At 63.4% G+C, this 14558-nt stretch carries 13 protein-coding genes; 3 read left to right on the top strand and 10 right to left on the bottom strand.

What is annotated here, in order from left to right:
• Positions 1–3 precede the first annotated feature (3 nt).
• The 4 genes from F0185_RS16095 to F0185_RS16110 all read right to left on the bottom strand — a co-directional run bounded on the left by F0185_RS16095 (position 4) and on the right by F0185_RS16110 (position 4854).
• Positions 4–2112 carry an MSCRAMM family protein gene (locus tag F0185_RS16095; RefSeq protein ID WP_167226040.1) on the bottom strand — a complete coding sequence of 703 codons (2109 nt, stop codon included), beginning with the start codon at positions 2110–2112 and terminating at the stop codon, positions 4–6.
• A 10-nt stretch (positions 2113–2122) separates the two neighbouring features.
• Positions 2123–3442: a hypothetical protein gene (locus tag F0185_RS16100; RefSeq protein WP_167226042.1), complete on the bottom strand. Its 1320-nt coding sequence runs from the start codon at positions 3440–3442 to the stop codon at positions 2123–2125.
• 5 nt (positions 3443–3447) lie between these two features.
• Positions 3448–4164 (bottom strand): hypothetical protein, encoded by a 717-nt coding sequence (locus tag F0185_RS16105; protein WP_167226044.1) that lies wholly within the window; start codon positions 4162–4164, stop codon positions 3448–3450.
• Positions 4165–4248: 84 nt separating this feature from the next.
• Positions 4249–4854 carry a hypothetical protein gene (locus tag F0185_RS16110; RefSeq protein WP_167226046.1) on the bottom strand — a complete coding sequence of 202 codons (606 nt, stop codon included), beginning with the start codon at positions 4852–4854 and terminating at the stop codon, positions 4249–4251.
• Between the two features lie 222 nt (positions 4855–5076).
• On the opposite strand from F0185_RS16110, the gene F0185_RS16115 reads away from it, so the two are divergent.
• Positions 5077–5691: a DUF6624 domain-containing protein gene (locus F0185_RS16115; protein ID WP_167226048.1), complete on the top strand. Its 615-nt coding sequence runs from the start codon at positions 5077–5079 to the stop codon at positions 5689–5691.
• Positions 5692–5711: 20 nt separating this feature from the next.
• On the opposite strand, the gene F0185_RS16120 is transcribed toward F0185_RS16115, so the two are convergent.
• Positions 5712–6821: an ankyrin repeat domain-containing protein gene (locus F0185_RS16120; RefSeq protein ID WP_167226050.1), complete on the bottom strand. Its 1110-nt coding sequence runs from the start codon at positions 6819–6821 to the stop codon at positions 5712–5714.
• A 123-nt stretch (positions 6822–6944) separates the two neighbouring features.
• Between F0185_RS16120 and F0185_RS16125 the strand changes: the two genes are divergently transcribed.
• Positions 6945–7745, top strand: a complete 801-nt coding sequence (locus F0185_RS16125) for an isocitrate lyase/PEP mutase family protein (RefSeq protein ID WP_167226052.1) — start codon at positions 6945–6947, stop codon at positions 7743–7745.
• Between the two features lie 359 nt (positions 7746–8104).
• On the opposite strand, the gene F0185_RS16130 is transcribed toward F0185_RS16125, so the two are convergent.
• The 4 genes from F0185_RS16130 to F0185_RS16145 form a co-directional block, all read right to left on the bottom strand.
• Positions 8105–8500, bottom strand: a complete 396-nt coding sequence (locus F0185_RS16130; protein ID WP_167226054.1) for a DOPA 4,5-dioxygenase family protein — start codon at positions 8498–8500, stop codon at positions 8105–8107.
• Between the two features lie 91 nt (positions 8501–8591).
• Positions 8592–10709, bottom strand: a complete 2118-nt coding sequence (gene pnp, locus F0185_RS16135; RefSeq protein ID WP_166886470.1) for a polyribonucleotide nucleotidyltransferase — start codon at positions 10707–10709, stop codon at positions 8592–8594.
• Positions 10710–10874: 165 nt separating this feature from the next.
• Positions 10875–11144 carry a 30S ribosomal protein S15 gene (rpsO, locus tag F0185_RS16140; protein ID WP_054263682.1) on the bottom strand — a complete coding sequence of 90 codons (270 nt, stop codon included), beginning with the start codon at positions 11142–11144 and terminating at the stop codon, positions 10875–10877.
• Between the two features lie 225 nt (positions 11145–11369).
• A complete protein-coding gene (locus F0185_RS16145) occupies positions 11370–12341 on the bottom strand; it encodes a hypothetical protein (protein ID WP_167226056.1) in 972 nt (323 codons plus the stop codon).
• A gap of 158 nt (positions 12342–12499) precedes the next feature.
• On the opposite strand from F0185_RS16145, the gene F0185_RS16150 reads away from it, so the two are divergent.
• Positions 12500–12985: an outer membrane protein assembly factor BamE gene (locus F0185_RS16150; RefSeq protein WP_167226058.1), complete on the top strand. Its 486-nt coding sequence runs from the start codon at positions 12500–12502 to the stop codon at positions 12983–12985.
• A 52-nt stretch (positions 12986–13037) separates the two neighbouring features.
• Here F0185_RS16150 and F0185_RS16155 read toward each other — a convergent pair whose 3' ends face one another.
• Entirely contained in the window at positions 13038–14156 is a 1119-nt protein-coding gene (locus tag F0185_RS16155) for a glycosyl hydrolase family 18 protein (protein ID WP_167226060.1), read from the bottom strand.
• Positions 14157–14558: the final 402 nt, after the last annotated feature.

Below are 14558 nucleotides of genomic sequence, written 5' to 3' on the forward strand. Positions count from 1 at the left end.
GGCCTACGCCATCCTCGCTTGCTGCTCCAGGCGGCGGCGCAGCAGGATCGAGGGCAAGGTGCCTTCCGCCTTCGGATCGCGCGCATCGACCGTCAGGTCGACCCCGGTGGCGGCGCGGTAGGCGTGGATGTAGCCCTGGATCTGCGGACGCCAGAAGCGCGCCCAGTTGAAGGCCTGGGTCGGCTCGTAGATGTCGCTCCAGGCGCCGTAGCGCACCGACAGCAGCACCTGTTCGCCGAACATGGCCAGGCTGCGGAAGTGCATCACGCTCGTATCGGACCATCCCTGCAGCTTTTTCATGGCGTCGACCCGATCCATCCACGGTTCCGGATAGGCGACCATGATGCGGGTCGGGAGGAACTCGCGGAACTCGGGCCGCGCCAGCATCCACTGCTGCATCAGCATTTCGATGCGCGCCGTCGATGGCAGGTCGCCGAACTGGTTGTGCGCGCCCTGCGACAGGATCAGGTGCACCTCCTTGAGGCCATTGAGCACCGGGAAGGCGTCGGCCTTGACGGTGGTGTCGTCGTCCTGGCGATAAAAGGCGGTGCACAGGCGCAGCAAGTAATGAAAGGCTTCGAGGAATTTCGAGCGCGTGTCGGCCGGGCGGAAATGCTGGACCGCCTTGCCGTCGAGCCGCACGCCGTAATGGTGGTCGTACTCGTAATTGCGCCGCACCACGGTGAGGCGATGTTGTTCATCCTGCGTGTAACCCCAGATGAGGTTATTCAGGGGGCGCAGCGGGTCGATTTCGAGGTTCGCCAGCGGGTCGTCGCGGCCCAGCGCGCGCACGTTCTGGAAGCGCTGGGTGATCGCGTTCATGGTCTGCACCAGCATGCCCTCTTCGTGCCAGTAGGACCAGATCAGCTCCAGCAGGCAGGGATTGGCCAGCTTTTGCTGGACGATGCCGAAGCACAGATCGGCCTCGCCCTCGATCCCGCGCAGCAGGTGGATCGGCACGTCGGGCAGCTTGCGCCGGATGATCGCCAGGTACGGCAGCACCTTGGTGCCGTCCACCGTGGTTTCGAGGTAGTCGGCGTTGAAGGTGGTTTCCAGGTCGCGCGTGGCCGGAATATCGCGCCGGTCGAGGTAGGCCTGGTCTTCGACCGGATTGAACATGTTCGGTTGGCTCAGGACCCCGCAGTTGACCATCACGAACGCTTCGGTCGCCACCTTGAGCACGCGGTAGGCTTCCGAATCGTTGAAGGGCAAAGCGCGGCGCTGGCGCAACTGCTCGAACAGCTGGCTTTTTGCGTCGAAGGCGGCAGTACGGTTGGCCGGGGTGCAGAACAGCGCATCCATGAAGTTCAGGTAGTTCGTAAACGACATCGCATCGGTGCTGTTGCGGATCAGGGTCCACAGCGGCAGGTCGTCGGTCGGCTCGGTCTCGGTGCGCGTCATCGAAACGCCGATGTTGCCCGAGATCGGGCTCGGCGTGCGCTCGTCGGCGACAAAGCCCTGGCGGATGCCGATCATGGCCGGCGCAGCCAGTGGCGCCATGTTGATGCCCGGCGCCAGCGCGGCCGCCGAGGGCCTGCGTTCGAACGCCAGCACCGCCTCGAACTGCTGCGGCCCGGCGTGGCGCACCACGCGCGAGAGCACGTACGGATCGTCCTCGCGCGCGATCCATCCGGGCGTGGGCAGCAACCGCACATGGGGCTTGAGGTCGGACTGGTTGCCGGAAAAGCGGATCGTGGCCACCACCCGGTCGGCCACGCGCGCCACGCTGCAGGTGTTGGCCTGGCAGTCGACCGTTTCGTAACTGAGTTCGGCGCGCAGTTCCAGCGCCAGCTGGAAGCAGACCACGGCGCGGCAGCCGCCATCGACCTTCACGCAGCGCGGCTCGGTCAGCGGGTAGTGCTCGTAGACGACCACGTAGCTGCCCGGCGCCAGGTTGGCCACCGTGGCCTCGCCCGCGCTGCCGGTGACGGCGGTCGCTTCCAGGACTTCGTACGACGGCGTCCAGCGGGCCGCCTCGAAACTGTCGATGCCGGCCGGGTGGCGATACACGCTGACGGCGCCATTCGACACCGGCGCGCCGGTCTGGGCCTCGTGCACGGTCACCTCGAGCGACCCGGTACGGGCGTCCTTCAGATTGTTCTTGCTGCTCATGTCATTCTCCTCAATGGAAAGTCAAAGGTGCCCGGGCAGGCGCCGGCGCTCGCGTATCCAGCGAGGCGCACAGGAAGCTCGTATCGAGCGTGCTGCGCAGCGCCCAGTGCGTCAGCAGTTTGGCCAGCAGGACGTTTTCTTCTTCCGGCCCGACCAGGCCATCGGCGCGCGCCTGGCCCAGCACCGCGAACACCAGCGATGGCGGGGCGCGGTACATTTGCGCGGGCGCGTTCTCCCAGCGCCGGTACAGCGATAACAGGGCCGCCGGCTGGCGCGACGCCACGTCGAGCACCTCGGGCAGGGTTTTGCCGCGCAGTGCGGCGGGCCGGTGCCGGATCAGCAGCTGCACGAACGCCGGCATGCCGCGCCGCAGCCGCCGCAAGAGATCGACCGTCTCCGGCGCCAGGGTCGCGCTCGGGTAGTAGTCGTGCCACACCGTGGCCAGGCGCTCCCATTGCGGATGCGGATACAGGGCCTGCCCCATCGCGCAACTGAGCATCACGCGGATCCACGGAATCGGATGCGGGTCGTCGGGGCTTAAGCGAAACACGAACACGCGCGGCAGGCTGACCACGCCGATCAGGCCCAGGGTCGAGACCACGCCGACCCGCGCCACCGACCAGAAGTCGGCCACGATCTCGGAGATCCAGCGTTCCCACCACTGCCACACTTCGCGCTGGTCGGCATCGCTTTGCTGCATCGCCTGCAATTGCGGGCGCAGCGAATTGACCAGGTCGAGCAGGGCCGCGCCCTGGTGCCCGACCTCGTGGATGAGGGAAGAGGCGATGCCGCTGCCGATCATGCGTTCGCGCGGCACCCGCACCACCGCCACCGGGTTCTCGCCGCCGCCCGGCAGGCGGGTGCGCGCGCGCCGGATCGCCGCGCCCGGCCCCCGGTCCAGGTAGCAAACCACGGGCGGCAGGCGATAGTAGTTACCGGGCAGCGCCAGGGCGTCGGCCGCGACCGCGTCCAGGCCCGACAGCCACACCCCGTTTTCGTGCTCGCTGCGCTGGGTGATGACGTCGTTGAACAAATCGAACTGGGTCAGGGTGGCGTTGAACTTCAGGCGCAGGAAGGTAAAGCGGCGCTGGGCCTCGGCCGCCGTGGCGCTCGCGCGCGCGCCGGCCAGCCAGTGCTGGAAGGCCGACACCAGCGCCTGCAGCTCGCGCCGCCCCGTGACCAGGTAGCGCTCGAGCGCCGACTGGGCCGACGGCAGCAGCGCGGCGGCCGGCACCATGGGCTCGATCAGGGCAAAGGGGCGGACCCGCGCCAGCCTGGTTTGCAGGGAGCGCGCCTCCTGTTCGAGCAGCGACGCGGCATACGGGCTCATGACGGTCAGGCGCCGTAGATGACGATCTTGTTGCCCTGGCGGCTCCAGCGTCCACTGGCGCCACGGCCCCCGCCCGCCGACATGCCGCCACCCGCCGCCATGCCGCTGCCGCCCAGCCCTGCCCCGCCGCCGCAGCTGCCGCAGCCGCCCGAGGCGCCGCGTTTGAGCAGGCCGGGCGCATGCTGGCGCGCCGCCGCCATGGCAGCACTCTGGGCAATCGCGCGCGGGTCGCCCGAGCCGCTCGCCTGCGACGCCTTCTGCACCGTGTCGGCGGCCAGGCGCACGAACTGGCGCGCGCCTTCGTACTCGCGGTCTTCGCCGCTCATTTCACCTTCCAGGCCAAGCGCGCCGCCGGCCGCCGAGGCCAGGCCGCTGCCGATCTTGGCGCCCAGTGGGCCGCCGAAATAGCCCCCGATGGCGCCACCGGCCAGCGGCAGCGCTTTTTTGGCCACGCCTTTGAGCACGCCGCCGACGGCTTGCCCGATCGGCGAGCGGATGACGCGGCCGGCGGTGGAGCCGACCTTGCGGATGAAGTCACCGAGGAACTGGTCGAGCTCCGCTTCGCTGTTCACGTTCAGCAGTTCCTGCGCGAATTCGGCTTCCTGCTGCTCGTTCAGACTGGCCTCGCCACTCCACTCGCCCTGGCCGAATTCGAACTGTTCGCCCTCGAAGCTGGAGGTTTCCTGGCCATATTCCATGGTCGTGCGGTCGATGTCATGCATGATGCGCTCCTCTAGAAAAATGAAACAACAAGGTGAAACAACGAAGTAAAACAACACAGCGCCCGGATGGACAATCCGTCCGGATCAGCAATCGTGAAGAATCAGTTGGCCCGCCTGGCGGGTCCAGCGTCCCTGCGTGGCCGGGCGCGCGTGCACATGCGGCAGCAAGCCCGGTGCGACCTGGCGCGCGGCGGCCTGCACGGCGGCGCGCGCGGACCGCGGCGATGGGTGGCCATCCTCGCCCGCACGGCCGGCGTGGCGCGCGGCGTGGTCGGCCAGGCGCACCAGCTGGCGCGCCAGGATGAATTCCTTGTCCTCGGGGCTGAGCCCTTCGAGTTCGAGGCCGAACATGCGCGCACCGAGGTTGATGCTCACCGTTTTCGCGCTGGCGCCACGCGCAAGGCGGCGCTGCGGCGACAGGATCGGTTGCACGGCGCGCAGCAGTTCGGTGACCAGCAAGGGACCCATGGGCGAGCGGGCCACGCGCGCACCGAGCACGCCGGCGCCGGCGATGGCGCGGCTTAGCACGCGGCGCAGGTCGGCCGGTTCGGCCGCTTCGAGCAGTTCGGCGGCCAGCGCCAGGTCGGCGCTGTCGTCCGAGAGCGGGCCGGCCTCGTCCTCCTGCGCGCGCGGCGCGGGATGGGTGAAGATGTCGAACACCGGACTGTATTCAAGCAAGCGACGGTTCACGGGCGGCCCCTTTCATCTGTGCTGGATGCGCGGGGAAGAAAGGTGATGCTGCCGCGCGTCGTGCTTTATCCATTGCAAGGGCTGTGCCAGCGTGCGTGAGGGGCAAACGGCCGGCTTGCCGGCGTCGGCGGCGAAACGCGTTTCGTGGAAGCGGTATAGTGACGCCGGCACGGCGAAAAGCGTTTCGCGATCGCGCCGGCCTCCCACTGTGAAGGAGAAAGCATGCGTCAATGGATGTTTGCAATCGGTACGATGCTGGCCGCATCGGCAGTCTGCGCGGGCGAAGCGGCTGGCCAGGCCGGCACGGCGCCGGTGGCGCAGCAGCAGCAGCAGCAAGGCACGCACCCGCACATCGCGGCAGAACTGCTGGCGATGGTGGAGCGCGACCAGGAAGTGCGGCGGCGCCAGGACGCCGCACGCGATTCGGAATCGATCAGGGCCGAGATGATCGCGCTCGACGCGCAGCACGAGCCGAAGATCAAAGCCATTCTTGCGGACATTGGCTGGCCGGGCGTCAAGGCGGTGGGTGCGCAGGGCAACCAGGCCATGTGGCTGCTGGTGCAGCATGCCTCGCCAGCCCTGCTCAAGCAAACGCTGCCGGCGATGAAGAAGGCGGCGCGGGACGGCGAACTGCCGTGGTCGACGGTGGCGCTGAGCATCGACCGCGACCTGCTCAACGACTATAAGAAGCAGCTCTACGGCAGCCAGTTAGTCATCAATAAAGCGGGCAAGCCGGAACTGAGCCCGGTCGAGGATGAAAGCCGGCTCGACGAGCGCCGCGCCAGTATCGGCCTGGAACCCATCGCCGCTTATCTGCGCCGGTTCGAGGCGCCATAGCGTGTTGCCGGCACGGCGGGTCAGGCCGTCTCCGGATGAAGCGTCAAGCGCGCCCATCCCGCCGTGCGGTTCTTCTCCAATGAGGGTGGTGTAAAACCGCGCTTGGTGCGCCCGATGGGCGCCAGCGTCCACAGCCCGACTTTTTCGTCCTCCGGGATCTCCTTTTCATGCTCCCGGTCCGATCCCCATTGGTGGTCGCACACTTGAAACCCTGCAATATCCTTGGGCCAGGCCAGTGCGCTATACAAAGGATCGTCCGCCATCACCAGCAAGCCTTCTTCCACATGCAAGCCCTGCGCCACCCGATCCGCCAGGCACAGCAGCAGGGCGGACGGGAACTGATTCGCGGCCGATTTGTCGAGCATGTTCCACGCTGGCGGAAGAACAATGAACAGTTCGATCATCGGTGCGTGAAGATTGAATAGCCCGATGGTGAACAACATCTTGCTCTTGTTTTTGTTCACCAGCGCCACGCGCTGCACCACGTCCGCGCCAGGCACAATCGCGCTCAAGGCAACCGGCAAGACGCGGCCGTAGCGGCTATCGATAAATTCCAGGATGGGGCCGCCGTACTCCTTCGACCAGTCGGTCTTTTCCAACAGCGAAGGCGCGTTCCTTGCGCGCAGCAGGTCTTCGATCTGCGCATGCCCCCAGACCAGCGCCAGATCGAGCGGCGTGCGGTGCAGGCGGGTGTGCAGCCGGGTCAAATCGGCGCCGGCGTCGACCAGCAGCCTGGCGATGTCGGCATGGCCGGGGATGATCGCATGCATCAACGGACTCAAAATGCTGCCGGGATCACCATCCGGCGCGGCGCCATTGGCGAGCAGCCACGTCACCGTGGCGAGATGGCCGTGGTAGGCGGCCTCATCTAACGCAGTGTCGGACCGCCCGCGCCGCTGATTGACATCGGTCCCCCGTTGCACGAGCAATTGGCAGATCTGCGTCTGTCCGCAGCGCGCCGCGTAGGCCAACAGGGTGGCCTTCGTCACAATGTCGTATTCGAGTTCCATGATGTCGGGCTGGGCATCCAGGGCAGAGCGGAGGCCTTCGATATCGCCGCTCTCGACCAACGCGCGTATCCGATCGAGGCGGGCGAACGATGCCGTCACAGACGGGTCTTGGTTTTTCATATTCAACATGCTCCAGATGCCCTCGCGCGAAAACGCAGTTCATAATTGCCGGTATAGTAACCTGAACAGCGCGGCAATCTTTCCGGCGCGCCCGCCCGAGTTACCTTCCACCAAGGAGAAACAATGCAAGTCCGTCATGATGTTCTGTTTCACGCACTGCACGCCGATGGCCTGCTGATGCTGGCCAATTGCTGGGATGCGGGCAGTGCGCGCATTGTGGCCGCGACCGGGGCAAAGGCGCTGGCGACGAGCAGCGCCGCTGTCGCCTGGTCGCACGGGTTTGCGGACGGCAGCACGCTTCCGCGCGACTTGCTGATGGCCTCCGTGAAGGGCATCGTGCGCGCCTCTTCCCTGCCCCTGACGGTCGATGCGGAAGATGGCTACAGCGACGATCCGGCGCAGGCGGCTGCGCTGGCAGGCGAGTTGATCGATGCGGGTGTGGTCGGGATCAATATCGAAGATGGCAACGGCACGCCTGAACTGCTGGCGGACAAGATCCGGGCGATCCGGGCAGTTGCGGACGCACGCGGCGTAAACCTGTTCATCAATGCGCGCGCCGACGTGTATTTGCGCGGGATCGACGCCAGTGAACGCGTGCAAGAGACCATCCGCCGCGCCGCCCTGTACGAAGCGGCCGGGGCCAGCGGCCTGTTCGTGCCCGCCATGGTGGCCGAGGACGACATCGCCACCGTCATCAAGGCCACGCGCCTGCCGCTCAATGTGATGGTGCGCGACGGCGTGCCGCCGCTGGCGCGACTGGTGCAGCTGGGCGTGCGCCGCCTGAGCGCGGGTTCGGCTATTTCCGAGGCGATGTTCGGCTGTGTGGATGCGCTGAGCCGGCAGTTTTTGGACAGCGGCAAGGTCAACGAGGCCGGGTTGCCGCGGATGGGCTACGGCGCATTGAACAGCCTGATGGCCCAGTAACGCGATGACGCTTTCGCTTTAACTACGCGACGACACAGCACTAGTTGATATAAGCTCTGATGTCAGAGTGTGAGTGAGTCTCCCCGCTCTATAAATCCAGACGAGACCCGCGTAGGCACCCGTCACGGTCGGCCTGTAAAAGGCGAGTAGTGGCAGATTAGGCAGCGGCTAATCCTTCAATCAGTCGATTGTTGTCAGTTTTACGGAGGAGCGATCCTCCACTTCTTCCAGGCCCTGTGTCCGACCGACACAGGGCTTTTTGTTTTTTCCTTGGCACGGTGAGCCCGGCCGCAGCCCCGCCTTCAAAAACAGATTGTTCCAGGCTGATGGGTCCGGGCGTGCATCCCCGGCACCCGTTCCTAAAACGCCGACTTGCCAAATCGCGCCACGCCCTGGTTCACACCGGGCGGATCGAGCGTTTCCAGCTTGAGCGGCAGCGGCTCGCCGATCCAGTGCGCCAAGGTGGTGTGATCGGCCACATCGTCGTCGGTCAGCGGATGCACCAAAGCGCGCAAACCGGACGCTTCGAGCAGCGCAATGACCGCCGGCAGCATCGCTTCACTATAGTGAATCTCGTACTCCGGCAGCGGATGCGGGCCGACCGCATGCTCTCCCAGTTCGCCGACAAAAAACAGTTCCGGAATCGCGCCGCTGTCTTTCGCGTCGAGCAAGCGCTGGCGCAAGGCCAGTGCCTGCGCGCGTGTCGCGGCGTCGTAGTAAATGTGGGCGTGGTATGGGGCGTTCAATTCATCCATGAAAATCATCCTTTCCAAATAGAGGCAGCCCGAAAAAAACCGCCAGGGCTTGCGCGCTGGCGGTTTTTTAACAGGCGTTATGCGATAACGATTACTGAGGAGCCGCTTCCGCGCCTTCGGCAGCTTTCATCGACAGCTTGAGACGGCCGCGGTCGTCGGTTTCCAACACCTTGACGCGCACTTGCTGGCCTTCTTTCAGGTAGTCGGCAACCGCGTTCACACGCTCGTTGGCGATCTGCGAGATGTGCAGCAGGCCATCCTTGCCTGGCATGACCTGGACGATCGCGCCGAAGTCGAGCAATTTGAGCACGACGCCGTCGTAGGTCTTGCCCACTTCGACCGAGGCGGTCAGTTCTTCGATGCGGCGCTTGGCTTCCTGGCCGGCGGCGGCGTCGACCGACGCGATGGTGACGATACCTTCGTCGCTGATGTCGATCTGGGTGCCGGTTTCTTCGGTCAGCGCGCGAATGACTGCGCCGCCCTTGCCGATGACGTCACGGATTTTTTCAGGATTGATCTTGATGGTGATCAGGCGCGGTGCGAAATCCGACAGTTCGGTTTTCACGTGCGGCATGGCCTTCTGCATTTCGCCGAGGATGTGATCGCGGCCTTCTTTGGCTTGCGCCAGAGCCACTTGCATGATTTCCTTGGTGATGCCCATGATCTTGATGTCCATCTGCAGCGCGGTAATGCCATTGGCGGTACCGGCTACCTTGAAGTCCATGTCGCCCAGGTGATCTTCGTCGCCCAGGATGTCGGACAACACGGCGAACTTGCCGCCTTCCTTGATCAGGCCCATGGCGATACCGGCCACGTGCGCTTTCATCGGCACGCCCGCATCCATCAGCGCCAGGCAGCCGCCGCAGACCGAAGCCATCGACGAGGAACCGTTCGATTCGGTGATTTCGGACACCAGGCGCACCGAGTAGCTGAAATCTTCAGGGTTGGGCAAGGCGGCGATCAGCGCGCGCTTGGCCAGGCGGCCGTGGCCGATTTCGCGACGCTTCGGGGTGCCGACACGGCCGGTTTCGCCGGTGGCGAACGGAGGCATGTTGTAGTGCATCATGAAGTCGTCGGTGTACTCGCCCATCAGCGCGTCGATCTTCTGGCTGTCGCGTGCGGTGCCGAGGGTGGCCACGACCAGCGCTTGCGTTTCGCCGCGGGTGAACAGGGCCGAACCGTGGGTGCGTGGCAGGATGCTGGTGCGGATCGCGATCGGACGCACGGTGCGGGTGTCGCGGCCGTCGATGCGTGGCTCGCCGTTGAGGATCTGCGAACGCACAACTTTGGCTTCGATGTCGAACAGCACGTTGCCGACGTCGACATTGTCCGGCTGGGCGATGCCGGTGGCGGCAGCGTCGGCGGCCAGGGCGGCGTAGACTTCCTGGAACGATGCCTTCAGCTTGGCGGTACGGGCAACCTTGTCCTTGATCTGGTAGGTTTCGTTGATGTTCGTTTCAGCCAGTTCTTTCACGCGGGCGATCAGCGCTTCGTTCTTGGCCGGAGCGGTCCACTCAACTTCCGGCTTGCCGCCGTCGCGCACCAGGTCGTGGATCGCATCGATCACGACTTTCATCTGGTCGTGGCCGTAGACCACGGCGCCGAGCATGATTTCTTCGGACAGTTGCTTGGCTTCCGATTCGACCATCAGCACGGCCGTTTCGGTACCGGCGACAACCAGGTCCATCTCGGACGTCTTGAGCTGGGTGGTGGTCGGGTTCAGGATGAACTGGCCGTTGGCGTAGCCAACGCGCGCGGCGCCGATCGGGCCGCTGAACGGAATGCCCGACACGCACAGGGCGGCGGAAGCGCCGATCATGGCGGCGATGTCCGGATCGATCTCAGGATTGACCGACAGCACGTGGATGATGATCTGGACTTCGTTCAGGTAGCCTTCTGGGAACAGCGGGCGGATCGGACGGTCGATCAGGCGGCTGGTCAGGGTTTCTTTTTCGGAAGGACGGCCTTCGCGCTTGAAGAAACCGCCTGGGATTTTACCGGCAGCATACGTTTTCTCGACGTAGTCGACCGTCAGCGGGAAGAAATCCTGGCCTGGCTTGGCGTCTTTGCGCGCAACCACGGTAGCCAGGACAACGGTGTCTTCGATCGACACCATGACGGCGCCGGAGGCTTGACGGGCGATTTCGCCGGTTTCCAGAGTAACTTGATGTTGGCCGTACTGGAAGGTTTTCGTAACTTTATTAAACATGGGTAATCCCTTTCTATTTGCCGACAGATTTTCAGGCGCTGTCGTCCACCTCACCACAGGCAACATTGCTTGTTGCCTTTACTACTTTTTCGGGACTAAAAATGCAAAAATGCCCGCGACAGCAAGCTGTGCAGGCATTTCTTGATCAACTTGAATCGGCAAAAATTACTTGCGCAGACCGAGTTTAGCGATCAGATCGCGATAACGGGTAGCGTCTTTGCTTTTCAGGTAGGACAGCAGGCTCTTACGACGATTGACCATCATGATCAGACCACGGCGCGAGTGGTGATCTTTCGCGTGGGCTTTGAAGTGGCCGTTCAGTTCGTTGATGCGTGCGGTCAGCAGAGCGACCTGAACTTCAGGGGAGCCGGTGTCGTTTTGCGCACGGGCGTTGTCCGCGATAATCGCGGCTTTGTTGATATTTTCTACGGTCATGATAATACCTTTCACATGCGGTGCACGAGTCGCAACCCGACACACCGTGAACTTCGATTGATGAACCAGCCAAAACGGCCAGACCCGCAAGTATATGCGAAAAGCGCCCGGGCTGCCAGAAAAGCTTGCGCCGGACCGGTGTCGGAGGGGGATTTGAGCTTCCCAACGGTAGCGATTGCGCAAAAACCGCTCAAAACCGCCCTGCTTTCACGGCGACGCGCCGGCTCAGGACGCGTACATGGCAACAATCACTTGCTCGTCGTACCCCTCCGCCACCATCCGGGCGCGTACCGCCGTCACCAGGCTGTCGGGCTCGAATGGCATTTCTTCGGGCAACTTGCCCAGCGCGGTGGCCATCATGGGATGCTCAAGCACCGGATTGTCAAGGCCGAGCGATTGTCGCAGCTTGAACAACAGCAGGATTTCAATCGGCGTGCGCTTCAAGCCGCCAAAATCGAAAAAGATCTGCCTGGGGCTCTGCGGCTGGGAGCGGAACGTATGAATATCGCAAGCGCCCAGGCACAGCGGCGCCAGCAAGGCCGGGGCCGGCGTGCGCCAGGTGTCGAACAGGGCGCTGAGGATGGGTTCGGACAAGGCATCGCCGCTGCCCTGCGGCGCCGCTTCCCCAAGGAAGTCTGCCAACAAGCGAAACATGAAATGACAAACCGGGAAACGATCCGCATTTCCGACATACCCGCGCCGATGCGCAGACAGTTGCATGCGCGCGAGCGTGAGCGCCTGCTCCTTGCAGCCGAGCACCAGCCCCAATGCCGTCATCAGGACGCTTTCGGGGCGCAGGGATTGCAAGGTTCTGCCTGAGTGACGGCATTCAAACTTCGCATGGTTGGCCATATCGATCATTTGCTTCGTGTAACTAGCGGCAAATGCATGAACACCGGTGCTTGACGCCCAGCGTTTTTGTTTGATGCTGCTGATCTCGAACCAGCCCAGCGTCACCATGTCGCACGTGCTCAATGTCGAGCTGAGAAAAGAGGATTCCCACGCTTGCCGCGGCGGATCGGTTGGCTCGGGCGGAAACAGGGGTTGCACGATGGTCGTGCCACGGGAAGCGAAATGCATCAGCTCGCTGCGATAGGCCGACGCATCATTGCGCCGCATCTCCTCGATAAAACGCCAGTGCATTTTCCACGATTTTTCCCACTTCGGGTCGATACCCGGACCTTCGACTTTCTCCATGATGCATTCCTCAACACGCGTTTATCTGTTACCTCCAGTCATTTTGCCTGATCGGCGCCAGCGCGGCCAGAACCGCAAGTCGTGAAGATTTCCTCCGGCTGGTGCATGATGGGGTTTTGAGCGATTCCAAGGTGGTTTTTATGCAAGCACGAGCAAAAATGGCAATCCTGAGCGTGGTGCTGAGCCTGGCCGGCTGCGCGGCGATGATGCGTACCCCGCCGGTGCCGGGCGACACGCTCGACGTGGTGCGCGCCAAGTTCGGCGAGCCGACCGCGATTCACGCCCTGCCCTCGGGCCAGGTGCTGGAATATGCGACCGGGCCGTTCGGCCAGTTCACCTGGATGGCGCGCATGGGGCCGGATGGCAGGCTGGCCGCGTTCGAGCAGGTGCTGGGCGACGTCGGCTTCGGGCGCATCAAGATCGACCAGGCAACCAGGGCCGACGTGCTGGCGACCGTCGGCCGCCCGGCCGAGCGCTCCTACCTTTCGCTGTCGGACCTGGAAGTGTGGTCTTACCGCTACAAGGAGAGCGGCGTGTGGAACTCGATGATGCACGTGCACTTCGACCGCAACGGCATCGTGCGCAAGATGATCAGCGGGCCGGACCCCATGTACGAGGAAAAGCGCGGATTTTTCAGGGATTGACTAACTGCAGGGGCGGGAGCGCTGCCACCCGTCCCTGCGGGGACGATGGCGATCAGCCAGGCACTTTCCCATCGGCACTTTGGCCCGCCTTGCGCCACGCACCGGGTCCGCACCAGTCAATGATCAAAGCGCCGAGCAAGTCTGCGTTCGCATCCGTTTCGAAGGCATATGCCATCACCCCCGCGTAATCGCCCTTTTTGAGCCATGCAACGGTATCCGGGACAGATAACGGCGAAGGAGCCTCGAAGCCGAGGACCAGTGCATTTGCCTTCATGTACTTCGTATAGGGAGGAAGACGTGTGTCGGGGTCGTTGCCATAGCTCATTTCCCAACCGTAGGTGAGCGTTTCTCCAAGTTGCACATGTTGGTAAGTGCTCTGGAAGTAGCCGAGGTCGTCGAAAAGCGCCTTGGAAAGGATCTTGTCGGGCATCGCCTCCTTGATCATGCTGGTCGTCATGACGAGCGCCGTATCGGACACCGGCGCTACGCTAGAGTACTCATCGTCGATGTCGATACCGTCCAGGCCATAGGTGCGCACCACGGATGCCAGCTGATCGACGAAATTGCCGGCCAGTTCGGGCGTAGCAAAATTGCTCCAGCCGGCGGCGTCATGGTTGTTCAGGAATGTCAACAGCACCGTGACGCCTCGCGATTGCAACTTCTCGATCGCACCCGATCCCAGCGTTGCCAGCGTGGCGTCGTTGGCGCAGGCGTAGGTGCCTCCCGGCAGAGGGTTGATGGCGGGTGCGAGCGCCGTGTAACCGGGTTTGATCGACATGTTGAGATTGGCCGCGAAGATGCAAGCGACATCGACTGCGGCATTGCCGTCGGCGTCGACGTAGTCCAGTACTTTAAGCAAGTTGTCCCTGCTGATGTTGTTCACGTAGGCAACGCTCATCCCGTTTTTGGTGTAGCTGTCCGCCTGAGGGGCGCTGCCGGTTGACGGCGTTCCGGCAAAGAAAACGCAATCGCCGGCGTTAAATTGCCTCGGTGCCGGCCAGGCGGGATCAGAGACCACCATCGGCTCGCGACAGTGGAAAAAATAGCCAATCTCGGGGTTAAGAAGTGCTTTTCGGCGCGCCTGCTCCGGCGTACAGTCCGGCGCAACGCTCACCAATGAAATCCAGGCTGCTTGCGTTACTGCTGTGTTGACAGTTTTAGTCCATGGCATCGTCGAACTCCTTATTGTAGGGGTGACGCGGACGCGAAAGGCGCCACGCGCTCATCGGAGGCAAGCGGCATGACTTGCCGTCCCGCTGCCCAATTGCCGTGAGTTGCCGACCACCACCATGCAAATAGCGCTTTACGCGTCTCGCCAATGCCGGTTGCGGCCACAGACTGCAAACCAGGAAAAGCGGGAGCCAGGTAACGACAAGCAACTCCTCCGTGGAAGCAATATCTGTACCGAATACAAATGTCGAATGTAATCAACGGTCGGCGAGCAAGCGCACGATCATGTGTTAAGTTTTTCGACACTATTCCTGATAAGCCATCTCCTCACACTGCGCTGCGGTAACGCTATGTGGGGAGAGAAACGGCGATCCGGGGATGCGCTGGCATTGTCCGCAAGATG

The sequence above is a fragment of the Massilia rubra genome, assembly GCF_011682065.1.
In the GTDB taxonomy this organism is placed as follows: domain Bacteria; phylum Pseudomonadota; class Gammaproteobacteria; order Burkholderiales; family Burkholderiaceae_D; genus Telluria_A; species Telluria_A rubra.